The organism is Burkholderia pyrrocinia, from assembly GCF_001028665.1.
GTDB classification, from domain to species: domain Bacteria; phylum Pseudomonadota; class Gammaproteobacteria; order Burkholderiales; family Burkholderiaceae; genus Burkholderia; species Burkholderia pyrrocinia.
Map to the genome: position 1 here is coordinate 256,087 of NZ_CP011504.1, position 24,586 is coordinate 280,672.

Consider the following 24,586-nt stretch of genomic DNA (forward strand, 5'->3'; position numbering starts at 1 on the left):
ACCGCCCCCTCGGGGGGCAGAGCGCAAGGCGCGCGTGGGGGTTGTTTCATTTCGAGCCCTCCGGGGGTTACCGCGCGCGATGCGCGCAGCCCGTTCAAGACGTCACCGGCGGCATCGCCGCACGATGGGAGGCAAGGTTCGCGCGGCGTGCATCGCGTGCGCCGCGGCGCACCGCGCGCCAATGCTCGCGGATCCGGTCGCGCTGCGCCGTGTGCAGCGACAGCAGCACGTGCGCGAACCCCGGATAGACGCGCGTGCCGACCAGCGTCCACCACCACCACGCGATCTCGCGCCGAAGCGGCGGCAGATGCTCGCGCAGGATCAGATGCATGTTGTACGCGCCGTTGCTGATCGCATTCAGCGACGCGGCATCGCGCCGGTCGTCGTCGAAGCGCTCGGCCGGGAAATGATCGACCGCGATCGCCGGGTCGTAGACGAGCTTCCAGCCGGCGCGCTGCACGTGCATGCTGAAACCCATGTCGTTGTGCATCTGCGCACCGGCGCCGCGCAGCCGCGTGTCGAAACGCAGCCGTTCGATCGCGGTGCGGCGGTAGCTCATGTTCGCGCCTTTCAGCATGTCGACTTCGCGCGTGCCGCCGACGCCGAGGTGATGATTGCCGACGATCTTGCCGGACAGCGTGAGCTGGCCGACGCGTTCGCGCGACTCGTCGAGCAGGCGGCCTTTCTCGTGCACCCAGTCGCGCCCGCCGACCGCACCCACGCGCGGATCGGCCTGGAATGCCGACTCGACGCGCGCCAGCCAGTCGGGACGCGGCGCCGCATCGTCGTCGGTGATCGCGACGATGTCGCCGTTCGCCGAGTCGAGCCCCTTGTTCAGCGCGGCGACCTGCCCCGGCACGTCGACCGGCACGATGCGCAGCGGCAGCGCGCCGCCGACCGCCGGATCGGCGAGCCGTTCGTGCGTGGCGTCGTCCTCCGGGCGCGCGACGACGATCACCTCGTCGGGCAGCCGCTGCTGCCGCTGCAGCGCCAGCAGGCAGCGCGCGAGGTCGGCCGGGCGCCGGTAGGTCGGAACGAGCACGGAAATTTTCATCGATGGTTCTCCAGTCGGCCGGGCTGGCGCGCTGCGCGCCGGCCCAGTTTCGCGCACTGCGGTCAGGCGCTCAGGTATTCGTGCACGGCCGCATAACCGCGGCCGTAGCCGCGCGCCTTCGGCGGCACGCCGTTGAAGATCCCGCCTTCCAGATCGACGCCCGCGGTGCGCAGGCGCTTGATCGCGTCGGCGATCTCGCCTTCGGTGTGCATGCCCGAGCGCAGCACGAGGAACGTCGAGCCGGCCATGCGGCCGATGATGGTCGCGTCGGTCACCGCCAGCACCGGCGGCGAATCGATCAGCACGACGTCGTAGCGCTTGCTGAGCCCTTCGAGGTATTGCGGCAGGCGCGTCGACATCAGCAGCTCCGACGGGTTCGGCGGGCGCGTGCCGGCCGCGATGAACGACAGGCCCTGCACCGGCGTTTCGCGCACGGCATCCTCCAGCGGCGACTGGTCGCTCAGCAGCTCGGACAGGCCCGGCTGCGCGGTAAGGCCGAAGTAGCGGTCGAGCAGGCCGCGACGCATGTCGGCGTCGATCAGCAGCACACGCTTGCCCGAATGCGCGAGCAGCACCGCGAGGTTGACCGCCAGGAAACTCTTGCCGATGCCGGGCGTCGGGCCTGTCAGCACGATCACGCGGTTCTTCGCATCCATCATCGCGAACTGCATCGCGGTGCGCAGGCTGCGCAGGCTCTCGACGCTGAGATCCTTCGGACGCAGGCTCGCGAGGATCGGCCGCGCGCGGCTGCCGCTCTTCTCGGCCGCGGCGTCGAGCTTCACCTGCTCGGCGCTTTGCGGCACCAGCCCGTACAGCGGCAGGTTGAAGGTGCGCTCGACGCGATCGGGATCCTCGATGCCCTGGAACAGGTTGCGGCGCAGGAACACGACGCCCGTGCCGAGAATCAGCCCCAGGAACACGGCGGCCGACAGGATCAGCACCTTCTTCGGCTTGACCGGATCGCCCGGGCGCAGCGCCGAATCGACGAGGTGGATGTTGCCGCCCGTGCCGGCCTTCTGCACCGACAGTTCCTGCACGCGGTTCAGCAGCAGCACGTAGATGTCCTCGGCGACCTTCGCGTCGCGCTGGAGCTGGACGGCCTTCACTTCGGTCGCCGGCAGGCTGCGGAAGCGGTTGCTGTACTTGTCCTTCTCGCCCTGCAGCTCCGCGAGCTGCTGCTTCGCGGCGATCACCATCGGGTGAGATTCGGTGAAGCGCTGCGCGAGCGACGCGAGCTGCAGGCGCTGCGCGGCGATCTGCTGCTCGTACTGCACGCTGCCCTCGAGGTAGACCTTCGCCTCGTCGCTCGCGTTGATCGAGCCCGACGTGCGCTGGTACTGCGTCAGCGCGGCTTCCGCGCGTTCGAGGTCGGACTTCAGGCGCGGTTCCTCGCCCTTCAGGAAGTCGAGCATCTTGGTCGCTTCGGCCTGCTTCGCAATCACGTGCTGGTTCAGGTACGACTGCGCGAGCGCGTTCGCGATCGCGGCGGTCTGGTCCGGGTCCTTGCCTTCGAGCGAGATCTGCACGACGCCCGTCTGCTTGCCCTGCTCGCTCACCTGGATACCGGCCTGGAAGCCGCCGATCGCATCGAGATCGTTGTAGCGGACCACTGTGAACTGCGTGCCGGGGCGCGCGACGAGCTTCTTCACGAGCAGCGTCACGCCGCCGCCCTGCGCCGATTCGCCGACCTGGCCCGCCAGCAGCCGGGTGCCGTTCTGGTCGACGATCGAATACGTGTCGTTCGGGCCGGCCGTCAGCGTCAGCTTCTTGCCTTCGAGCGCGGGCGCGACGCTGATCGAATCGACGTCGGCGACTTCACCGCCCCACGCATACGATTTCAGGCCGAGCCACGGCCGTGCCGGCGTGCCCGGCGTCGCGACGCGCGCGGCGAGGCTGCCGATCACGGGCAGCGTCTTCGGCACGACCGAGAAGTTCAGCTTGAACTGCTCGACGACCGGCGCGACGACGCCGCGGCTCTTGATGATCTCGATTTCCGCATCGGTCTGCGCCTGCTGCGGACCGGTGTTGATCGTCGCGCCGGTCTGCGTCTGCGTGAGCGCCTGCGACGTGTTGTCGTTGCTCTCGACCCGCACGTGCACGTCGGCCTGATACACCGGCTTCGCGATGTAGCAGTAGAGGCCGGCGAGCGCGATGACGGTCACCGCGATGCCGAGCAGCAGCCAGATGTCGTCCATGATGACCTGGAGCAACTGGCCGAGGACGACGTCCTCTTCCTCGGTTTTCACGGACAGATCCGCGTAGGAGTGTTTCGCTTGCGTGTTCACCATTCGTTCCCGCTTGAGTGGTGCCGGGGCGGAGGCGCCGCCCCGGCGGGCTATCAGCGCGTGATTTGCTTCATGAAGAAAATCGTCTGGATCGTCGGCAGCACCTGCTGCAGCACCCGGTTGAACTGCACCGAGCTCGCCGTGCTGACATAGACCACATCGAGCGGCTGAAGCGGGAAGCGGCTCGACAGCATCAGCGCATCGGGCTGCGTCATGTCGAGACGGAACACTTCAGGCTTCGTCGGGTTGTCGCGCATCCCGCGCATCACGTAGATCTTGCGCGGGTTCGCATCGGTGTCGAGGATGCCGCCGCCGGCCGTCAGCGCGTCGGCGATGGTCAGCTTGCCCTTGAGCATCGGCACCGTGACCGGCGTCTTGACCTCGCCCATGATGTACACGCGGCTGTCGCTGCGGTCCGGCACGTTGACGATGTCGCCCTGCTGCAGCATCACGTTCTGCCGCACTTCGCCGCGGTCGAGCACGCCGTTCGCGTCGAGCGTGTAGAGCTTGCCGTCGCGCGTCAGGCGCACGCGCTGCAGGTCGGCCTCGGTGGTCGAGCCGCCCGAGCGCGAGATCGCGTCGACCAGCGTCAGCGGCACGTCGCTCATCGCGAGCGGGCCCGGCGTCTTCACCTCGCCCGTCACCTGCACCTTCTGGCTGCGGAACGACAGCACGCGCACGTCGAGCTGCGGGTTCTTCACATAGCGCGCGAGACGCGTGGCCAGCTCGTCACGGGTCTGCGCGATCGTCTTGCCGGCCACGTGGATGCGGCCGACAAACGGGAAGAAGATCGTGCCGTCGGCGGCCACCGTCTGGCCATAAGGATCGGCCTGGCCCGGCAGCGACGACGAATAGGGCTGCTGCAGCGCGCCCGCGATCGTCTGCGTCGTGTTGCCGCCGCTCGAGAACGACTGGCCCTGCGGCGTCGTCAGCTCGGGGTGGTCCCAGACGGTCACGCCGAGGATGTCCTGCGGGCCGACGCGGTACACGTACTGCGACGGATCGGTATAGCGTGCAGGCGGCAGCGGGTGCTCGACCTGCTGCTTCTGCAACTGGTCCATCACCACTTTGGCGTCGATGTAATGAACCGGATAGGTCTCGGCCGCTTGCTGGCGGCCTTCGTCCTTCAGGTTCGACGAGTCGAGGTAGTTGCCGGGCGCGGTTGCACAGGCTGACAGGAAAGTCGTCAGCGCGACGGCAAGCGCCACCGGGCGCATTGGGCGCATCGGGCGTTTCAGCATAATTTCTGTAGCCATCCTTGAACCAGACGTTCGATCAGTGAGTAGCTCTCGCGGTAATCGGCCTCGCGGCCGCCGTGCGGATCGGCAATCTCGGCCCCTTCCCACTTGCCGAGCAGGTGGACCTTGCCGCGCGCGAACGGATCGACCGATTCGACGGCCGCGATCTGTCCGCGCTCGCTGACGAGAATCAGGTCGGCGTCGCGCACGAACCGGCGCGACAGCCGCCGCGAGCGGTGGGTCGTCGCATCGACGCCGCGCTCGGCGAGCAACTGCCGCATCACCGGATCGATGCCGTCGCCGTCGTTCGCATGAACGCCGGCCGAGTGGAACGTCGGACGCGGGCCGCCGCGCGACGCGGCGTGCGACTTGAACAGCATTTCCGCCGCCGGACTGCGGCAGACGTTCGCGTGGCAGACGATCAGGATGTTCCGGAACATGGCGTCTCGTAACGAGTGACGTGAAACGGGTTACGCGCTCGCGCGCGCGGTGCCCGGCACGCGGGCGGCGACGGCCTGGCGCGATCCCGGCCGGCCGATCGGGTGGTATTCGATACCCTGCTCGCTCATCGTCTCCGGCTCGTACAGGTTGCGGCCGTCGAAGATCACCGGCGACTTCCACAGGCGGCCGAGCGCGACGAAGTCGGGGCTCTTGAACGCCTTCCATTCGGTGACGATCACGAGCGCATCGGCATCGCGCGCGGCCTGCGCTTCATCGTCGACGAAGCTCAGGCGCTCGAGCCAGCTCGGGTGATCGGCAAGATCGAGCGCGATCACGCGGCGCGCTTCCTGCTGCGCGACCGGGTCGTACGCGGCGATGCGCGCGCCGCGCGACAGCAGCTCGGCGATCAGCTCGCGGCTCGGCGCTTCGCGCATGTCGTCGGTATTCGGCTTGAATGCGAGGCCCCAGATCGCGAACGTGCGGCCCGTCAGGTCCTCGCCGAAGCGCGCGACGATCTTGTCGGCGAGCACGCGCTTTTGCGTCGCGTTGACCGACGACACGGCCTTCAGGATCTGCAGCGATTGCCCGTGCTCGTCAGCCGTGCGGATCAGCGCCTCGACGTCCTTCGGGAAGCACGAGCCGCCGTAGCCGCAGCCGGCGTACAGGAAGTGATAGCCGATGCGCGGATCGGAGCCGATCCCGCGGCGCACGGCCTCGATGTCCGCGCCGAAGCGGTCGGCAAGGTTCGCCAGCTCGTTCATGAACGAGATGCGCGTCGCGAGCATCGCGTTCGCCGCGTATTTCGTGAACTCGGCCGAGCGCACATCCATGTACAGCGTGCGTTCGTGGTTGCGGTTGAACGGCGCGTACAGCTTCTTCATCAGCTCGCGGGCGCGCTCGCCCGGCACGTCGTCGTCGCAGCCGATCACGATGCGGTCCGGCCGCGTGAAATCGTCGACCGCCGCGCCTTCCTTCAGGAATTCCGGATTCGACACGACCGAGAACATCTGGTCGCCGCCGCGCTTCGCGAGCTCCTCGGCGACCGCCGCGCGCACGCGCTCGGCCGTGCCGACCGGCACCGTCGACTTGTCGACGATCACCTTGAAGCCCGTCATGTAGCGGCCGATGTTGCGCGCCGCCGCGAGCACGTATTGCAGGTCGGCCGAGCCGTCCTCGTCGGGCGGCGTGCCGACCGCAATGAACTGCACGTCGCCGTGCGCGACCGCGGCCTCGACGTCGGTCGAGAAACGCAGGCGGCCGGCCGAGCGGTTGCGCGCGATGACCTCCTTGAGGCCCGGCTCGTGGATCGGCACGCCGCCGTTGTTCAGGATGTCGATCTTTGCCTGGTCGACGTCGAGACAGAACACGTCGTGCCCGATGTCGGCGAGACAGGCGCCGGTGACAAGACCTACGTAACCGCTGCCGATGATAGTCAGATTCATGATGTGTCGGACCTCGTGACCAATGATTCGAAAATCGTTAAACCGGAATGCCTGCACGGGAGTGCGTCTCGGGAAAACGCCGGGCCGTCCCGGGTCTTCCGCCCCGCAGGAAGTCCCCTTGGGTGCACTCAATACGCGTTGCTGCCGGTGAAGCCTTTCCAGAGCGTCAGCGCGACGATCTTGATGTCGAGCCAGAACGACCAGTTCTGCATGTAGTACAGATCGAGCTTCACGCGGCCCATCATCTTCTCGATCTGGTCGGTCTCGCCGCGAAAGCCGTTGATCTGCGCCCACCCGGTGATGCCGGGCTTGATCCGGTAGCGGAACATGTAGCCCTTGACCAGATCCTTGTAGATGTCGTCGTGCGCGAGCGCATGCGGGCGCGGGCCGACGACCGACATCTCGCCCTTCAGCACGTTGATGAACTGCGGCAGCTCGTCGAGGCTCGTGCGGCGCAGGAACCGGCCGACCGGCGTCACGCGCGTGTCGTGCTTGGTCGCCTGCGTCACCGTGCCCGCCGCTTCCTGGTGCACTTTCATCGAGCGAAACTTGTAGATCTCGAACTCGTGCCCGTCGATGCCCTTGCGTTTCTGGCGGAAGAACACCGGCCCGCGCGACGTCAGCTTGATCAGCCCCGCGATCAGCAGCATCACCGGCGCGAGCGCCGTGAGCGCCGCCAGCGCGAACAGCCGGTCGAACACGAACTTCGGCAGGATCCGCACGTCGGTGATCGGCGACGCCGCGAGATTGATCGCCGGCACGCCGAGCACCTCGACCACTTCCTGGTTGAAGAACGACAGCGTGCGCACGTCCGGAATGAAACGGATGTTCACGAAGTCGTGGCGGAACACCGTCACGATCTGGTGAATCCTCGGTTCCTCCGAGATCGGCAGCGTGAGCCACAGCTCGCTGATCGCGCGGCTGCGCACGAGCCACACCAGCGATTCGAACTGCCGCTCGATGCGCACGTTGTCGAGTGCGACATCGCCCCGCGCTTCGCTTTCGTCGTACACGCACACCGGGTTGAAGCCCGCTTCCGGCCGCGCCCGCATCTGCGCAATCAGCCGCCGCGCCGCCGGCGTACCGCCGACGATCGCGACCGCCTTCAGGTTGTAGCCGCCGCGGCGCAGTTGCCGCAGCACGACGTGCACGCACGCCTTCGAGCCGGCGAGCAGCGCCATCGTCACGAGCGCCCAGTAACCGAGCCACAGCCGCGACAGGTCGCCCGACTGGTGAAAACTGAAGCTCATCAGGATGCCCGCGAGCTCGACCACGAGCCACGCGAACGCGACACGCCCCATCAGCCCGACGAGACGCTTGCCGCGCCACGACTGATAGATGCCGATGGCCGGAAAGAACACCACGACCAGCAGGCAGTCGAACAGCACCGTCGTGCGCTGCAGGTCGTTGAGCCAGATGCTGCCGTCGTGCAGCGCGGCGGCGATCAGCGCCCCCGCCACGACCATCGCGATATCGATGACTCTCGCCAGCACGCTCAACATGTCTGCTTCCTCTTTGAACAGGCGTTTGCCGAACAGCTCCTCGTGCAGCCCTTGCCGCACATTCGATTCAAACGTTGCATGACGCTATTGAAGCGGCAAGAAATTCGCCCCTCAAGCGCACAAGTATTTCGAAAAATAATCGGAAATTCTTGCTGCGAACTTTTCGATTTAATTCGGCAGGTTTTCCCGAATCGATCGGAAATCGGGAAGATTTCGGAAACTTTACGTTCGCCGCAAGCCCTTTGCAGGAACGGGATGGCCAACAATGCCCGGAATTATTTTTTATTTTTTTATTTGCATCCGATGCTATCGCGGAAAATTTTTCCAGATGAATGCCTGGCGAATATCAGCCAATGGACCCGGTTTTATTGTCGATTTACTTCATGCTACAACGACAGGCACTGACTTCAACCGTGGAGAGTATCATCATGAATGCTCCGGCCGTGGCCGCCGAAACGCGCCAATCTTCTTCCGCCGCCCCCGCCGCAGGCACGCGCGTCGCCGTGCAGCCGGTGATTCTTGCCGGCGGTTCCGGCACACGCCTGTGGCCGATGTCGCGCGAACGTTTTCCGAAACAGCTCATCGGCCTGCTCGGCGATCATTCGCTGCTGCAGTCGACCGCGCTGCGCCTCGACGGCCTGACGGCCGACCACCCGCTGAACGACGACGTGTTGATCGTGTGCGGCGAGGACCACCGCTTCACGACCGCCGAACAACTGCGCCTGACCGCCAAGCCCGCGACGATCATGCTCGAGCCGCTCGGCCGCGACACCGCGCCCGCGCTGACGCTCGCCGCGCTGCGGCTCGTCGCCGACGGCAACGATGCGGTGATGACCGTGATGCCGGCCGACCATGCGGTCGCCGACCTGCCGCGCTTCCACGCGGCCGTCGCGGCCGGCGTGCACTGCGCGGTGCAAGGCAGGATCGCGACGATGGGCATCGTGCCCACGCACGCGGAAACCGGCTACGGCTACATCCGCGTCGGCGCGCCGCTCGGCGACGCCGCGAGGGGCGACCTCGACGTGCGCCGCCTCGACCGTTTCGTCGAGAAGCCGCACCTCGAACTCGCGCAGCAGTACGTCGCGTCCGGCGAGTACTGGTGGAACAGCGGGATCTTCATCGTCCGCGCGTCGGTATGGCTGAAGGCGATCCGCCAGCTCGAACCGGCGATCTACGCAGCCTGCGAACAGGCCGTCGCACAGGGCAAGGCCGATGGCGACTTCTTCCGCGTCGATCGCGATGCGTTCGCCGCATCGCCGTCGAACTCGATCGACTACGCGGTGATGGAGCCGCTCGCGAGCCTGCCGCAACTGTGCGAGAGCGTCGTCGTGCCGCTCGACGCGGGCTGGTCGGACGTCGGCTCGTGGGACGCGATCTGGCAGATCTCGCAGAAGGACGAGGCCAGTAACGTCGGCCGCGGCCACGTGCTGTTCGAAGGCGCCGAATCGACCTTCGCGCATTCGGAAAGCCGGCTCGTCGCCTGCGTCGGCACGCAGAACCTCGTCGTCGTCGAAACGCCCGACGCGGTGCTCGTCGCGGACAAGTCGCGCGTGCAGGACGTGAAGAAGATCGTCGGCCGCATCAAGGCGCAACAAGGCGCGGAAGCCACCGATCACCGCAAGGTGCATCGTCCGTGGGGCCACTACGATTCGGTCGACATGGGCGAGCGCTTCCAGGTGAAACGCATCGTCGTGAAGCCGGGTGCGCGACTGTCGCTGCAGATGCACCACCACCGCGCCGAACACTGGATCGTCGTGCGCGGCACCGCGCGCATCACGCGCGGCGACGAAACGTTCCTGCTGTCCGAAAACGAATCGACGTACATCCCGCTCGGCGTATCGCACCGCCTGGAGAACCCGGGCAAGATGCCGCTCGAACTGATCGAAGTGCAGTCGGGCGCGTATCTCGGCGAGGACGACATCGTCCGCTTCGACGATACCTACGGCCGGCAGTGACGCATCAAGCGCCGGGGGCGCCGCTGCGACAGCGGCGCCCCCCCCGGTGCGGCAAGCATGGAGAGACGAAGCCTCCGCGCGGGCGTCGTGGCACACGACGGCCCGCGCGATGCATTCGACCGGTGCTCAACCTACGCGGTACGAATATTCGCGGCGATCCGACTGCACGGGATCGTTGCGGCTTTCGGACAGCGCGCCCGCATGACGCTCGGCGATGAAGCGCTTGATATCCGACTCCGCACGCGCCAGCGCGGACAAACCGGCCAGCACCTCGCTTTGCGGCGCACGCGCCGGCTCGTCGCTCGCACCGTGGCGATCGATCCACTGGCGTGCCCAGTCCAGCGCGAACTGCTCGGCTTCCTCGGCATCGGTGAAACGCGGGCCGATGAGACCCGAGCGCTCGACGCGCCGGTCGTCCTGCGAAATCTCGGCCCACGCGCGATACATCAGGTTCTGCACGGGCTGCGCGATCCCGCAGATCGTATAACCGCGATACTCGTCGACTTGCGGCTCGGCCGCGGCGAAGCTCGCCGACGACGCGCGCGCATGGCGCAGTTCCGCCGCAGGCGTACCGGGCACCGCGAACGACGTGCCGGCCGGATCGGCCACTTCGTCATCCGGCCTCGCGCTCAGCGACGCACCTTCGCCCTCCCAAACGTTTGCCTGCGCAACCGGCAATTGCCACGACTCGGGGTTTTGCCAGAACACGCCGCGCAAGCGATCGTTGTCGGGCACGGGCTCCGCGCGACGCGCAGGCACGACCGGCACCGGCGGCGGCGGAATATACGCGAACGTGCGCCCGCTGAACTGGGTCAGCACGTCGATCATCTGCAGCAACGTGCCGCTCGCGAGCCACTCCTCGTAGCGACGACGGCACGTCGGCCCGGACGGATAACGACCGGGCAGCTTGGACCAGGCTTCACCGGTCGTCAGGATCCAGAGCACCGCGTTGGCAACGACGCGCGGTTCGGCTCGTGGACGCCCACGACGATTCAGCCGGATGGGTTCATCGGCGATCAGCGTTGAAAGACGAAACCACTCTTCATCGTTAAGCTCATCGAAGAACATAGTAGATCTCTCCACGCAGCCAGGCCGGGCTGCGATTGGCGGCGCCGTCGCGACTTATCGCGTCGCGGGGCGGCCAGGTTGCACATTATGTTTATCCGGTGTTGTGCATGCCGGCCGACACCGCACTTTCACGGTGCCGGAATTCCCGGCAATGGCGCACAAGTCACGGTCTCACTCCAATGTGGGAATTTTTGTGCACGAAGCATACCATCCTCAGGGTTTATCTCAATATGACAATGACTTAATGTTACGCACTGAAACAACCTGCCATGAATGCGCAATGCATTTACGGATGAATTTTTTTGCGAGATCTTTATGCCCGGCGCCGCAAAGGCCCGCCTGGCGGGGCTCTACAAGGTATGAAGAATGGCCGCCAACGGGCCCTTCCGGGCTGATCCGCCCCCTGTCGGCAACAATCCCCGGAATTGCCCCATAAAATCGGTAAATCAGGGAAAATTCAGTAACAAGATATTCATGAATCGGTAAATCATTCAATTTCCGTTCAACTGAATTATCTCCATGCACAATCTTTTTATTGTTTCACCGCGAGTGATGAAAGCACGCTGACGCGGGACGCACATTATTTCTCGGTATGCAAGCGCGGGGCGCCTGTTACATCTTCGCGGCGACAGGCGAGCGCCCGTGCCACGCTAATCGCGGAAAGCCTGTTTTCGGGTCGGAACGGAAAAGCGGGATACGCCGCGCAGGACGCGCGGCGGTCGTGTCAGCGCAGGTCGCCGGCCAGCGACGCGGCCACATCCGGATCCACGCGCTGCGGCGGCATCGTGTAAGCCGGGTGATCGCAGCCGATCGACAGCGCCGCCCCGCCCTTGAGCGCCGCGCGCATCGGCGCGTCGAGCTCGAAGCGCACGAAATGCACGGCCGACGTCTTCTCGTCGTTGTCGCGCTCGAGATCCTCGTCGGCGATCGCATAGACGCGCGCCTGCCCGTCGACCTGCAGGTACACGCGATCCTCGACGCCGATCAATCGCGCGAGCGCCGCGCGCCGCTCGATCTCGTGCTCGTATTCGATCTGCAGCGTCGCCTTCAGGTTGGTGCCGTCGGGCACGAGCGGCAGGTACGCTTCCAGCTCGCCTTCGATGCCCGCCTCGTCGAAGATCTTCTCGACGTGCAGCATCTCCTGGATCTGATAGCGGATCGTCGTCTCGTCCTCGAACAAAAAACGCAGGTGGTTGCCGAGCGCGACCGCGCGGCGGCGCTTGTACGCGACGAGCCGCGCGTGTTCGGTCCTGCGGATCTTCGCGTACGCTTCGAGCGTCAGCAGGGAGTCGCGGGTCAGCGTCATGGGTTGTCCTCGTGGGTCGGCCGGCAGCGGCTCAGATGCCATATGCGCGGCGCAGCAGCGTGAGCGGATGCGCGAGCGGCGCGGACGGCAGCCCCTTCTCGTCGATGCCCTGCACGATGTGATGGCCGGCCAGCGCGCAGTCCGACGACACGAAATCCGGCTGCGGCTCGGCCATCGCCTTGAACACCGGCGTGCCGATCCGCATCGCGTCCGCATGGAATTCCTTCTTCACGCCGAACGTGCCCGCATGGCCCGAGCAGCGCTCGACGACATTCACGCGCGTATCGGGCACGAGCGACAGCGTGTCGGCCGTCTTGCGGCCGATGTTCTGCACGCGCGCATGGCAGGGCACGTGATACGACACGGTGCCGAGGCCGGTCTTGAAATCGGTCTTCAGCAGCCCGTCGCGATGCCGCGCGATCACGTATTCGAACGGATCCCAGAATGCATCGGCCACCGCACGCACCGCTTCGTCGCCGGGGAACATCAGCGGCAGCTCGCTCTTGTACATCAGCACGCAGCTCGGGATCGCGCCGATCAGCGCATAACCTTCGCGCGCATAGCGTTCGAGCACGGGCAGGTTCACGTCCTTCTTCGCGGCGACACCGGCAAGGTTGCCCTGCTCCAGCAGCGGCATCCCGCAGCACGCTTCGCGCGTGACGAGCTCGTACGGAATGTCGTTGTGCGCAAGGATCGCGAGCAGGTCGTGGCCGATGCCGGGCTCGTTGAAATTCACGTAGCACGTCGCGTAGATCGCGACCTTGCCGGGCGTGCGTTCGCCGTCGCGCGCGGGCGGGTTGTCCGAGCGCTTCGCGGCGCGCCGGAACTTGCGCGGCGCGAACTCCGGCAGCCACGCGTTGCGATCGACGCCGAGCGTCGCTTCGAGCGCATGCCGAGCGGGCGCCGTGCGGTTCACCGCGTTCACCGTCTGCGTGACGATCGGGATGCCCGCGAAGTGCCCGAGCGCATCGGTGTTCGACAGCACCTTGTCGCGCAGCGATGCTTCGCCGCGCTTGTAGCGCGCCGCCTTGCCGCGCAGCATCAGGTGCGGGAAGTCGACGTTCCATGCGTGCGGCGGCACGTACGGGCATTTCGTCATGTAGCAGAGGTCGCACAGATAGCACTGGTCGACGACCTTGCCGAAGGCTGCCTTCGGTACTTCGTCGATGTCGCCCATCGGCGTGTCGTCGACCAGATCGAACAGCGCCGGGAACGCGCCGCACAGCGACACGCAGCGCCGGCATCCGGCGCAGATGTCGAACACGCGCGTCATTTCCGCATCGATCGCGGCCTGGTCGTAGAACGCATCGGACTGCCAGTCGAGCGGATGCCGGGTCGGGGCTTCGAGACTGCCTTCCTTGTGGGGCATGGGGCGCTCCAGCGTGGCGCGCATGCGCGCGAGCGCGCCGCCCGCGCGCTGCGGGCAGCGATGAACGAACGGCCGGCCGCTTGCGGGCCACACGGCCGTACCGTGCGGCCTGCGGCGGCCCGTCAGTCGACGAGGCTGCCCAGCGCCTTCGTATAGCGGTTCGCGTGGCTGCGTTCGGCCTTCGCGAGCGTCTCGAACCAGTTCGCGATTTCGTCGAAGCCTTCGTCGCGCGCCGTCTTCGCCATGCCCGGATACATGTCGGTATATTCGTGCGTCTCGCCGGCGATCGCCGATTCGAGATTCAGCCGCGACGAACCGAACGGCAAGCCCGTGGCCGGATCGCCGACGGCTTCCAGGTATTCGAGGTGGCCGTGCGCATGGCCGGTTTCGCCTTCGGCGGTCGAGCGGAACAGCGCGGCGAGGTCGTTCTGGCCTTCTACGTCAGCCTTCGAAGCGAAATACAGATAGCGTCGATTCGCTTGCGATTCGCCTGCGAATGCAGCCTTCAGGTTCTCTTCGGTTTTGCTGCCCTTGAGGTGAGCCATTTACGCCTCCGTTCGAGTCGGCGCGGCCGCATGCGAAGCCGGGCCGATCAGATATGTGGGGAACGATGCGTTTGCCGGAGGGCGTACGCATCGTGCCTTTCAATCTAGGCGCTCGCGTTCGCATCCCCCAATAGGCTTTTTCAATCCGGGCGATAGTCCCGGGCGCGCATCGGGGGGCATCGGGAGGGTGTGTAAGCGTCGCGTAGGCCGCGCTTGCGCGCGCTTCATGCGTCACGCATCGATCGCGCGCTTGAGCAGCAATTCGCGTTCGCGCTCGTTGCGCGTCAGTTCCGCCGCGCGGCGGAACTCGAGCTTCGCCTCGTCGGCACGGCCGAGCTTCGCCAGCAGGTCGCCGCGCACGCTCGGCAGCCAGTGATAACGCGCGAGCGCGGGATCGTCGCGCAGTGCGTCGACGAGTTCGAGCGCCGCGGCCGGCCCGAACGCCATTCCCACAGCCACGGCGCGGTTCAGTTCGACGACCGGCGACGGGGCGACTTCGGCGAGCGCGTCGTACAGCGCGACGATCTGCGCCCAGTCCGTTTCCGATGCGTGGCGCGCCCGCGCATGGCAGGCGGCCAGCGCGGCCTGCAGCGCATACGGCCCGCGCACGCCGCCGAGCTTCGACGCCCGTTCGAGCGCCGCGAGGCCACGCCGGATCAGCAACTGATCCCAGCGGCTGCGGTCCTGGTCGAGCAGCAGCACCGGCCGGCCCTGCGCATCGGTGCGCGCATGCATGCGCGACGCCTGCAGCTCCATCAGCGCGACGAGCCCGAGCACCTCGCTCTCGTCCGGCGCGAGCCCGGCCAGCACGCGGCCGAGCCGCAGTGCCTCTTCGCACAGCGCCGGACGCGTCCAGTCGTCGCCCGCGGTCGCCGCATGGCCTTCGTTGAACACCAGGTAGATCACTTCGAGCACCGACGCGAGCCGCGCGGGCCGCGCATCGGCGGCCGGCACCTCGAACGGCACGCGCGCCGCCGCAAGCGTGCGCTTCGCGCGTACGATCCGCTGCGCGATCGTCGGCTCGGGCGTCAGGAACGCACGTGCGATCTCGCCCGTCGTCAGCCCGCCGAGCAGCCGCAGCGTCAGCGCGACGCGTGCGTCGGTCGACAGCACCGGGTGGCACGACGTGAAGATCAGCCGCAGCAGGTCGTCGCCGATGTCGTCGGCAGTCGCGTCGGCGAGCGCATCGGCGATGTCGGGGACGACATGCGCTTCGAGCGCGTCCATCTCGTGGCCGAGCTGGTCGCGCTTCGCCGCATGAAGCGACTCCTGCCGGACGCGGTCGAGCGCGCGACGCTTCACGGCCGTCATCAGCCATGCAGCCGGGTTGTCGGGCACGCCGTCGACGGGCCAGTGCTCGAGCGCCGCGACGAGCGTGTCCTGCGCCAGTTCCTCGGCCACGCCGACGTCGCGCACCACGCGCGCGGCGCGCGCGATGATCTTCGGCGCCTCGATCCGCCAGACCGCCTCGATCGCACGATGCGTCGCCTCGCGCGTCACGCCGATGCCCCCTGCGCGGACGCGTCCAGCGGCATGGCCATCAGCTCCCATGCGTGGCCGTCCGGATCGTCGAACCCGTGGCCGTACATGTTCGGATACTCGCGCGGCGCTTGCGGCGCGGACCCGCCGGCCGCGACCGCCTTCGCGACGATCGCGTCGACCTCGGCGCGGCTGTCGCACGACAGGCACGACAGCACCTGCACCTGCGTCGCCGGATCGACGATGGTCTTGCCGGTGAAGGTCTGGAAAAACGGCCGCACGAGCAGCATCGCGAAGATCGTGTCGCTGATCTTGATGCAAGCAGCCTGATCGTTCGTATAGGCCGGCACGACCTCGAAGCCGAGCGCCTGGTAGAACGTCTTCGAGCGCGGCAGGTCGGCCACGGGCAGGTTGATGAAAACCATTTTGTGCATGACGGGTGCTCCGGGTGAGGTTGGATTCAGGCTGGGATTCAGGCGGCGTTGCCGCGGCCGACATGAAGTTCGCGGAACCGCTCGACCGCTTCGCTCGGCGTGAGGTCGTCGAGTTCGAACAGCGGCCGCACCTCGATCTCGCAATCCATCTCGGCGCCGAACGGCGCGGGGAACCGGCGCGTCCATTCGAGCGCCTCGTCGCGCGAACGCACCTGGATCAGCGTATAGCCGGCGATCAGCTCCTTCGTTTCGGCGAACGGGCCGTCGACCACCGTGCCCTTGCCGCCCGTGTAGCGCACGCGCCAGCCGCGCGCGCTCGGCCGCAGGCCGTTCGCGTCGAGCAGCACGCCCGCATTGGCCAGTTCCTCGTGATAGACGGTCATGGCCTCGACCAGCCGGTTGTCCGGCAACGCGTCGGATTCGCTGACGGCGTTGGCCCGGATCATGATCATGAATCGCATCGTTCACTCCTTGTCGTCGGTGGCAGGAGGCGCCCGTTCATCGGCGCCCTATCCAGACGACGGGCGGAAGACGAACGGATCGACACTCGCCACGACAAATCAGGGTAAATACCGAGTCACGGCCTTCACAGGAAGCACGGGCCAACCGCGCGCACCTCGACCGTGCACCATTGCGCGGCCGGGCACTGGCGTGCGATCTCGATCGCTTCCTCGCGCGTGTCGACGTCGACGAGAAAGAAGCCGCCGACCATCTCCTTCGCCTCCGCGAACGGGCCGTCGAGCAGGCGCGTCTCGCCGTCGCGCACCTGCACGCGCGTGCCGCGCTCGGAGCGCTCCAGCGACTCGACGCCGCGCAGCACGCCGCGTGCCTTCAGCGTCTCGGCGAAATCGACCATCCGCGCGTAAAGTGCCTGGCCGTCGTCGAGCGTGCGTTCGGCGCGCTGGTCGGTCGGTTCGACAATCAACAGCATGTAAGACATGGAATTCTCCTGTGGGGACGGGTGCGGCAGCGTTCGCTGTGCGATCGGAATGCGGCACCCGATGCGAAAGCGTAACAGCCGCGGCAGGGCCTGCATGCATCGTTAGCCATCCGGCACTGGCCGGACGGCCAATTCGGCCGCTTCCCGACATTTTGCCGTCAAGATGCGTTCCCGAACTGTCGGATTTTCTTCCAGTGGACCGTCCCATGTCACGCCTGCTTCCGTCGCTTGCCGTTGCACTATCGCTCGCCCTCTCCTTCCCGCCGGCCGCGGCTGCGCTGCCGGTCAGCGCCGGCTGCGGCGGCGCAACCACGGCGATTGCCGACCTCCGCAGTGCCGGCGGCCCGTCGCCGCTGGCCGGGCAAACGACGTCGATCGAAGCGGTCGTCACCGCGGTGTTCGGCGGCGCCGACAGCTTCGGCGGCTTCTTCGTCCAGCAGGCCGACGCGCAGCGGCGGCATCGGCCGGGCGTGCCGGAAGGCCTGTTTGTCTACGCGCCGAACGCGCGCGCAAACGCCGGCGATCTCGTGCATCTCACGGGCCGGGTCGACGATAAATACGGCCGCACGCAGTTCGCTCTGTCGGGCGGCATCGCCATCTGCGCACGCGGGCAGACGGTCACGCCTGCGACGCTCACGCTGCCGGTCGACACGCCGGCCGTGCTGGCCGCGCACGAAGGCATGCGGGTGCGCCTGCCGCAAACGCTGACGGTCAGCGATACCTACGAACTCGGCCGCTACGGCACCCTCGTTCTCAGCAACGGCCGGCTGCGCATCCCGACCCACGTCGCGCCGCCGGCCGAAGCCGCCGCGCACGCGGCGGCCAACGCGCGCAACCGCATCGTGCTCGACGACGGCTCGAGCCGCCGCGATCCCGGGACCGTCCGCTATCCGCCGCCCGCGCTGGGCGCCGCCAACACGCTGCGCACGGGCTACACGGTGCGCGGCGTCGAAGGCGTGCTCGAACTGCGCTACGGCACGTGGCGGCTGCAACCGACAGCCGGCGCGGCGCCCGTCTTCGACGTCGCCGCGAATCCGCGTACCGATGCGCCGATCCGGCATGCGGACGCCGACGTGCGCATCGCGTCGTTCAACGTGTTCAACTATTTCAACGGCGACGGCCATGGCGGCGGATTCGACGCGCCGTCCAACCGTGGCGCAAAGACGCACGCTGTCTTCGCGCGGCAGGAAGCGAAGATCGTCGCGGCGTTGCGCGCGCTGCGCGCCGACGTGATCGGGCTGATGGAAATCGCGAACAACGGCCACGGCAACGCGAGCGCCGTGCGGCGTCTCGCGGCGCAACTTGGCGACAGCTGGCGCGCGGTCGATCCCGGCACCGCACGGCTCGGCCGCGACGCCATCGCGGTCGCGCTGCTATACGACAGCCGCACGGTCGAGCCGGTCGGGCGCGCGGCGACCGTCGCGCTCGGCGGCCGGCACCGCCCGCCACTTGCTCAGACATTCCGGCGCATCGATGGCACGCGCGCGTTCACGGTCGCGGTCAATCACCTGAAGTCGAAGAACTGCCCGAACGCGACCGGCGCCGATCTCGACCAGGCGGACGGCCAGGGCTGCTGGAATGCGGCACGCGCGCGCGCGGCCACGCGCATCGCCGACTGGCTCGCCGCGTCGCCGACGGGCGCCGCGGCCGACGGCACACTGCTGATCGGCGACCTGAACAGCTACGCGAAGGAAGATCCGATCCGCGCGCTCGAATCGCGCGGTTTTGCGAACCTGGTTGCCCGCTTCGTCGGCGATGCTGCGTACAGCTACGTATTTCGCGGCGAAGCCGGCAACCTCGACCACGCGCTGGCCACGTCGACGCTCGCCGCACGCGTGAAGGCCGTGCACATATGGCACATCAACGCCGACGAGCCGGTTGCGCTGCAAGCCGTGCCCGATTACAAAACGCGCGTGCACCGGTCGTCCTATTACGCACCCGACGCATATCGCTCGTCGGACCACGATCCCGTCATCGTCGATGTCGCGCTTGGCGATGGCGGCCCGCAGCGTGGCTCGGGAACAAACCGTGCTCCGCCAAACGGCGTCGACTAGTGCACTGGCATCAACGCGAGGCCTGAAACGGCACTATTTACCTGAACCCCCTGGCTACGCCATATTTACCGGGCGTTCACTTCGTACCGCTGCCTGACACACCTGATTGCGAAATTTTTTCAACCGCCGCACCGCCCCGCGCGACGGGGCTTCGCGGCGATCCGGCCGACGAATTGAAAATTTGTCGCGAAACTCAACTGGATCAAGTGAATCACACTAGTTGCTGGGATTCGTCTTATCTTCAAAATTAGCGTTGAATCGAAGGAGGATAAACACCATGGCACTCACCGACTCGATCGAACACAAGCTGGACCGCGGGCTGGCCGACATCCGTCGCACCGGCCGCCGCGTGGGACGCACGACGCGCTCGGCCGCCCGTGACCTGCATGCGGATGTAACCGACGACCTGCGCGGGCTGGTCGACGAACTGGAAGACTTGCTGAAAAACGATGGCGACGGCGATATCGCCGCGCTGCGCAAGCGCGTGCAATCCCGGCTCGACGAAGCGCGCAGCACGCTCGACTACGCGTCGGGCAGCGCGGCCGCCCGGCTGCGCGATTCGGCCGAACGCGTGTCGCAGGTCGTGCACGACAACCCGTGGCAGACCGCCGGCGTCGTCGCGGGCCTCGCATTCGTTGCGGGCCTGCTCCTCGCCCGCCGTTGAACGGGGCGGCCCGCACCGCCGCCCGCCCCGTCCGCTCTCAATCAGACAACGAAGGAGAACCGCCATGCAGAAGTCTCTCGCCATGAAAGCCGCCGCCGCCGTGATGCTCGGCAGCCTCGCGCTCGCCGGCTGCACGACCACGCCCGACAAACCCGAAAACGCGTCGACCAGCGCATCGAAGCGCCAGTCGATCGACGCGAGCGTGAACGCGACGCTGTCGCGGCTCTATTCGACGGTGCCGGGTTCGCGTGAACTCGTCGCGAAATCGCGCGGCGTGCTCGTGTTCCCGAACGTGCTGCAGGCCGGCTTCATCGTCGGCGGCCAGTCCGGCAACGGCGCGCTGCGGGTCGGCGGCAGCACCGTCGGCTACTACAACACGTCGTCGCTGTCGGTCGGCCTGCAGGCCGGCGCGCAATCGAAGGCGATCGTGTTCCTGTTCATGACGCAGGATGCGCTCGACTCGTTCCGCAAGTCCGACGGCTGGGCCGCCGGCGCCGACGCGTCGGTCGCGGTCGTGAAGGTCGGCGCGAACGGCGCGGTCGACACCAACACGGCCACCGCGCCGGTCGAGGTGCTGGTCCTGACCAACGCGGGCCTGATGGGCGACCTGTCGGTGAACGGCACGAAGGTCACGAAGCTCGATATCTGACGATGCGGCACGCGGCCTTCGGCCGCGCCCGCTTCCCGGCAGCGCCGCGGCCCCGGCCGCGGCGTTTTCGCATGGGTCGCGCGCAGCGGCTATGATGGCGGCACCTTTGCGGGCATACTCCGGTTGGGCCGCCCGGCGGCGCGTTTCGCCGCGAACCCGTGACGTTCGCGAGCCGATCGCGCCCGAGGCAACGAGATTCAATCAAACCAAGCATCAATCTGCGCAAATGCCACCCATGGATAGCGGACACGATCACCAAAAATTCTTCTATTTCCTGCTGTTCGCGGTCACCGTCGGCATGTGCGGGATTCTCGCGCCGTTCTCCGGAGCCGTGTTCTGGGGCACCATTCTCGCGATCCTGTTCCAGCCCGTGCAGCGCTGGCTCGCTGCGCGCTTCGGCAAGCGGCGCAACCTGGCCGCGCTCGTGACGATGACGCTGATCGTCCTGATCGTGATCCTGCCGCTCGTGTTCGTCACGGCCACGCTCGTACAGGAAATCGCTTACGTCTACCAGGAACTCAAGACCGCGCAGCCGAACTATGCGCAGTACTTCCAGGACCTCATCCACGCACTGCCGACCTCGATCCAGCGCCTGCTCGCGAAATACGGGCTGTCCAACATCCCCGGCATCCAGAAGAAGCTGACCGACGGCGCCGCGCAGATCAGCCAGTTCGCCGCGGCCCAGGCGTTCAGCATCGGCCAGAACACGTTCCAGTTCATCGTCAGCTTCGGCGTGATGCTGTACATGGTGTTCTTCCTGCTGCGCGACGGCGGCGAGATCGGCCGCCGCGTGCGCCGCGCGCTGCCGCTCGACGAGGAGCACAAGAACCTGCTGCTCGCGAAGTTCACGACGGTCGTGCGCGCGACCGTGAAAGGCAACGTCGCGGTCGCGCTCGTGCAGGGCGCGCTCGGCGGGCTGATCTTCTGGATCCTCGGCATCCAGGGCGTCGTGCTGTGGGGCGCGCTGATGGCGTTCCTGTCGCTGCTGCCCGCGATCGGCGCGAGCCTCGTGTGGATACCGGCTGCGCTCTACTTCCTGGCGACCGGCGAAATCTGGAAATGCGTGATCCTCGTCGCGTTCTGCGTCGGCGTGATCGGCCTCGTCGACAACCTGCTGCGCCCGATCCTCGTCGGCAAGGACACGAAGATGCCCGACTGGGTCGTGCTGATCTCGACGCTCGGCGGGATGGCGCTGTTCGGCATCAACGGCTTCGTGATCGGGCCGCTCGTCGCCGCGCTGTTCATGGCGAGCTGGGACATCTACGCGCGCGCCGAACAGGGCGAATGACGCCGCGCGTGGCCGCGTGCCACGCCCCCGTCCGCCACCGCTCCATCCGCATGCACACGCCCTCCGTCACGGATGGCGAATCCTGATCACGACGGGCGCCACGGCGCCCGTCGCTTCATCCGCCGCGACGGTCATCACGCCGCCATACGGGCCCACGCGATGAACGCGGCCCGATACCAGCGGCACGCTTCGATCGTCGTGCGCATCGCGCCACGTTGCGCGCACGCCCGAACCGGCATCCAGCGCGAGCGGCGCACCGTCGGGCCCGACCAGTGCCACATGAGCCCCCGGCAAACGCCGGCCATGCGCATCGAACCGGAGCATCGCCGCGGCCCCGCTGCCCGCTGCTTCCCGTCCTTCGACAACCGCGCCCGACGGCGCGTCGAACGTCACGTCGTAGAGATCGACGAGCGCGCCGGTGAACCGCACGACACCGTCCGACACGGCCTGCCCGGCCGCCACCGCATTCGACATCGCCAGCACGACACCCAGCCCGATCGCCATCGTCCGCACGGCACCGGCACACCGCACCGTTCGATTGCGCATCGCTGCTGCCGATACCGATGCCGCCCGCTTCGCGGTGTTCCGCATGTTCCCTCTCCTCTGCCGCGTGACCAGAAAAAATAGGCGGCGTGACGCGTCGGTCACACCGCCTGTTCGCTGGCAATCACTTTAGGGAGAGACGCTCGGACAATATATGGGACAAGTCCGAAACTGAAGCCCGGTTGATCGAACTCACCGCGTTCGACAACACCTCGCGGCAACGCGCGACCGATCTCGCGCGCCGCACCGCAGGCCGGTCACGCGTCCGGATCGACGCGCAGCACGAGCTTGCCGCGATGGTCGCCGTCGAACAGGCGATTCAGCACGTCGGGCGCGTTTTCGAGACCGTCGGCAACGGTCTCCTCGGCCTTGAGCCGGCCGTCGCGCAGCCAGCCCGCGAGCGTCTGCACGGCTTCGCGGCTCTTGCGGTAATCGAGGATCAGGAAGCCGCGCATCGTCAGCCGCTTCGAGATCAGCACGCCGACGTCGTCGGCCGCGCGGCCGCTGTTGTAGTTCGAGATCACGCCGCACAGCGCGACGCGCCCGCCGATCACCATCCGCGACAACACCGCGCGCATCACCTCGCCGCCGACATTCTCGAAGTTCACGTGCACGCCGTCCGGCGTCGCCGCCTTCAGTTGCTGACGGAAATCGTCGGCCTTGTAGTCGACGGCCGCGTCGAAGCCGAGCGTCTCGGTCAGGTAGCGGCACTTGTCAGCGCCGCCCGCGATGCCGACCACGCGTGCGCCGTGGATCTTGCCGATCTGCCCGGCGATCGAGCCGACCGAACCGGCCGCCGCCGACACGACGAGCGTTTCGCCGGGCTGCACCGGCGCGATGTCGGTCAGCCCGTAGTACGCGGTCAGCCCGCTCATCCCGCACGCGCCGAGCAGCGTCGGCAACGGCAGGCCCGACTGCGCGGGCAGCTTCACGAGCTGCACGGCCTGGTCGGCCGGCACGACCGCGTAGTCCTGCCAGCCGACGAGCCCCTGCACGAGATCGCCTTCCGCGAAACCGGCATGGCGCGACGCAACCACGCGCCCGATGCCGAGCGCGCGCATCACCTCGCCGATCGCGACGGGCGGCAGGTACTGCGGCACGTCGCTCATCCACACGCGGTTGGTCGGGTCCATCGACAGGTACAGCACGCGCACGAGCACCTCGCCGTCCGCGAGCGCCGGCACCGGCGTCTCGACGAGCGAGAAGTGTTCGCGGCCGACCCGCCCTTCCGGGCGCGTCTTCAGCAGCAGTTGGCGGTTCACGGGTGTCGACACGATGTTCTCCTCCGGTAGTTGTTACTCGGGATGCGCGTCAGACCGCGCACATGCCGCCGTCGATCACGAGTTCGGCGGCCGTCACGAAGCGGCTCTCGTCGGATGCGAGATACACGGCTGCATGCGCGACGTCGTCCGGCTCGCCGAGCCGGCGCAGCGGAATGCCGCGCGCGAGCTTGCGCGTCGCGTCGCGTTCGCCGAGCGTCTGGAACAGCGGCTCGACGATCCCCGTGCGGATGAACGCCGGGTGAATCGAGTTGCAGCGCACGTCGAGCTCGCGGCGTGCGCAGTCGATCGCGACCGACTTCGTCAGCGACGCAACCGCCGCCTTCGACGCGTTGTATGCGGTGAAATCCGGCTCGACCTTGAACGCGGCGACCGACGAGATGTTGATGATCGACGCGGGATGGCTCTCGGCCAGGTACGACAGCGCATGCTTGCAGCCGAGCACGATGCTTTCGACGTTGATCGCCATCACGCGCCGCCATTCGTCCAGCTCGATTTGCGCGGGCGAGCCGATCGAGCCGACGCCCGCGTTGTTGACGAGCACCGACAGCCCGCCCATCGCATCGTCCGCCTGCGCGAGCAGCGCCTGCCAGCGCGCCTCGTCGCGCACGTCCTGCGTCGCGGCGAACGCGACCGGCGTCGCGTGGCCCGCGTTGAGTTCCTGCGCGAACGCGTCGAGCACCGCCGCTTCGGCGATGTCAGTCAAGAACACGCGCGCGCCCTGCTCGACCATCCGGCGCGCGATCGCGCGGCCGAGGCCGCCCGCGGCGCCCGTGATGTATGCGCACTTGCCGGCGAGGCGCGGAGAAACGACTGTCATGTGAGTTGCTCCTGTCGTGAATCGTCGTCGCTGCATGCTGCCGCGACGGGGTTTCCGTGCATGTTGCGGCCGACGCATGCCGGTCGACGGCGCATCGGCTTCATAAGGTGCCGCACGGTTTCCGCGAGTATATCGAGACGAGCGTGACCCGCGCCGGGCAGCCGGCCGCGCTCGAACGACAGCCAGCGTACGCGAATGCCGCCTATCGATGAAATGAATATTCGTTATGC

Annotated in this window: 22 protein-coding genes; 5 read left to right on the plus strand and 17 right to left on the minus strand. The window is 67.2% G+C overall.

What is annotated here, in order from left to right:
• Positions 1-94: 94 nt before the first annotated feature.
• From ABD05_RS17495 to ABD05_RS17520, 6 genes are all read right to left on the minus strand, one after another.
• Positions 95-1,054, minus strand: coding sequence for a glycosyltransferase family 2 protein (locus tag ABD05_RS17495; protein WP_047901439.1), 960 nt, complete (start codon positions 1,052-1,054; stop codon positions 95-97).
• 62 nt (positions 1,055-1,116) lie between these two features.
• Complete coding sequence (locus ABD05_RS17500) at positions 1,117-3,342, minus strand: polysaccharide biosynthesis tyrosine autokinase (protein ID WP_047901440.1); 2,226 nt, start codon at positions 3,340-3,342, stop codon at positions 1,117-1,119.
• A 50-nt stretch (positions 3,343-3,392) separates the two neighbouring features.
• Positions 3,393-4,595: a polysaccharide biosynthesis/export family protein gene (locus ABD05_RS17505; protein WP_409994819.1), complete on the minus strand. Its 1,203-nt coding sequence runs from the start codon at positions 4,593-4,595 to the stop codon at positions 3,393-3,395.
• A complete protein-coding gene (locus ABD05_RS17510; RefSeq protein WP_047901442.1) occupies positions 4,574-5,017 on the minus strand; it encodes a low molecular weight protein-tyrosine-phosphatase in 444 nt (147 codons plus the stop codon). Before ABD05_RS17510 ends, ABD05_RS17505 begins: the two co-directional genes overlap by 22 nt.
• A 30-nt stretch (positions 5,018-5,047) precedes the next feature.
• Positions 5,048-6,460, minus strand: coding sequence for a UDP-glucose dehydrogenase family protein (locus tag ABD05_RS17515; RefSeq protein WP_047901443.1), 1,413 nt, complete (start codon positions 6,458-6,460; stop codon positions 5,048-5,050).
• A 128-nt stretch (positions 6,461-6,588) separates the two neighbouring features.
• Positions 6,589-7,962: an undecaprenyl-phosphate glucose phosphotransferase gene (locus ABD05_RS17520; protein WP_047903618.1), complete on the minus strand. Its 1,374-nt coding sequence runs from the start codon at positions 7,960-7,962 to the stop codon at positions 6,589-6,591.
• Between the two features lie 428 nt (positions 7,963-8,390).
• On the opposite strand from ABD05_RS17520, the gene ABD05_RS17525 reads away from it, so the two are divergent.
• Positions 8,391-9,917 carry a mannose-1-phosphate guanylyltransferase/mannose-6-phosphate isomerase gene (locus tag ABD05_RS17525; protein WP_047901444.1) on the plus strand — a complete coding sequence of 509 codons (1,527 nt, stop codon included), beginning with the start codon at positions 8,391-8,393 and terminating at the stop codon, positions 9,915-9,917.
• 126 nt (positions 9,918-10,043) lie between these two features.
• On the opposite strand, the gene ABD05_RS17530 is transcribed toward ABD05_RS17525, so the two are convergent.
• The 8 genes from ABD05_RS17530 to ABD05_RS17565 form a co-directional block, all read right to left on the minus strand.
• Positions 10,044-10,985 carry a transposase gene (locus ABD05_RS17530; RefSeq protein ID WP_047901445.1) on the minus strand — a complete coding sequence of 314 codons (942 nt, stop codon included), beginning with the start codon at positions 10,983-10,985 and terminating at the stop codon, positions 10,044-10,046.
• Positions 10,986-11,709: 724 nt separating this feature from the next.
• Positions 11,710-12,291 carry a DUF3501 family protein gene (locus tag ABD05_RS17535; RefSeq protein WP_047901446.1) on the minus strand — a complete coding sequence of 194 codons (582 nt, stop codon included), beginning with the start codon at positions 12,289-12,291 and terminating at the stop codon, positions 11,710-11,712.
• Between the two features lie 31 nt (positions 12,292-12,322).
• A complete protein-coding gene (locus ABD05_RS17540) occupies positions 12,323-13,660 on the minus strand; it encodes a heterodisulfide reductase-related iron-sulfur binding cluster (protein WP_047903619.1) in 1,338 nt (445 codons plus the stop codon).
• 122 nt (positions 13,661-13,782) lie between these two features.
• Positions 13,783-14,205, minus strand: a complete 423-nt coding sequence (locus ABD05_RS17545) for a rubrerythrin family protein (RefSeq protein ID WP_047901447.1) — start codon at positions 14,203-14,205, stop codon at positions 13,783-13,785.
• Between the two features lie 231 nt (positions 14,206-14,436).
• Positions 14,437-15,705 carry an RNA polymerase sigma factor gene (locus tag ABD05_RS17550; RefSeq protein WP_047901448.1) on the minus strand — a complete coding sequence of 423 codons (1,269 nt, stop codon included), beginning with the start codon at positions 15,703-15,705 and terminating at the stop codon, positions 14,437-14,439.
• A complete protein-coding gene (locus tag ABD05_RS17555; RefSeq protein WP_047901449.1) occupies positions 15,702-16,118 on the minus strand; it encodes a VOC family protein in 417 nt (138 codons plus the stop codon). Before ABD05_RS17555 ends, ABD05_RS17550 begins: the two co-directional genes overlap by 4 nt.
• A 38-nt stretch (positions 16,119-16,156) precedes the next feature.
• Complete coding sequence (locus tag ABD05_RS17560; RefSeq protein WP_047901450.1) at positions 16,157-16,579, minus strand: YciI family protein; 423 nt, start codon at positions 16,577-16,579, stop codon at positions 16,157-16,159.
• A gap of 125 nt (positions 16,580-16,704) precedes the next feature.
• A complete protein-coding gene (locus ABD05_RS17565) occupies positions 16,705-17,058 on the minus strand; it encodes a YciI family protein (protein ID WP_047901451.1) in 354 nt (117 codons plus the stop codon).
• A gap of 206 nt (positions 17,059-17,264) precedes the next feature.
• Here ABD05_RS17565 and ABD05_RS17570 point away from each other — a divergent pair, with 206 nt between their 5' ends.
• The 4 genes from ABD05_RS17570 to ABD05_RS17585 all read left to right on the plus strand — a co-directional run bounded on the left by ABD05_RS17570 (position 17,265) and on the right by ABD05_RS17585 (position 21,713).
• A complete protein-coding gene (locus tag ABD05_RS17570) occupies positions 17,265-19,112 on the plus strand; it encodes an ExeM/NucH family extracellular endonuclease (RefSeq protein WP_047901452.1) in 1,848 nt (615 codons plus the stop codon).
• Positions 19,113-19,389: 277 nt separating this feature from the next.
• The gene (locus ABD05_RS17575) at positions 19,390-19,776 is read left to right on the plus strand and encodes an ElaB/YgaM/YqjD family protein (RefSeq protein ID WP_047901453.1); all 387 of its coding nucleotides are present in this window, start codon (positions 19,390-19,392) and stop codon (positions 19,774-19,776) included.
• A gap of 64 nt (positions 19,777-19,840) precedes the next feature.
• Positions 19,841-20,425 (plus strand): BPSL1445 family SYLF domain-containing lipoprotein, encoded by a 585-nt coding sequence (locus ABD05_RS17580; protein ID WP_047901454.1) that lies wholly within the window; start codon positions 19,841-19,843, stop codon positions 20,423-20,425.
• Between the two features lie 235 nt (positions 20,426-20,660).
• Entirely contained in the window at positions 20,661-21,713 is a 1,053-nt protein-coding gene (locus ABD05_RS17585) for an AI-2E family transporter (protein ID WP_047901455.1), read from the plus strand.
• Positions 21,714-21,779: 66 nt separating this feature from the next.
• On the opposite strand, the gene ABD05_RS17590 is transcribed toward ABD05_RS17585, so the two are convergent.
• The 3 genes from ABD05_RS17590 to ABD05_RS17600 form a co-directional block, all read right to left on the minus strand.
• Positions 21,780-22,304: a hypothetical protein gene (locus tag ABD05_RS17590; RefSeq protein WP_047901456.1), complete on the minus strand. Its 525-nt coding sequence runs from the start codon at positions 22,302-22,304 to the stop codon at positions 21,780-21,782.
• A gap of 209 nt (positions 22,305-22,513) precedes the next feature.
• Complete coding sequence (locus ABD05_RS17595; RefSeq protein ID WP_047901457.1) at positions 22,514-23,530, minus strand: NADP-dependent oxidoreductase; 1,017 nt, start codon at positions 23,528-23,530, stop codon at positions 22,514-22,516.
• A gap of 37 nt (positions 23,531-23,567) precedes the next feature.
• Positions 23,568-24,356 carry an SDR family oxidoreductase gene (locus ABD05_RS17600; RefSeq protein ID WP_047901458.1) on the minus strand — a complete coding sequence of 263 codons (789 nt, stop codon included), beginning with the start codon at positions 24,354-24,356 and terminating at the stop codon, positions 23,568-23,570.
• Between the last annotated feature and the right edge of the window lie 230 nt (positions 24,357-24,586).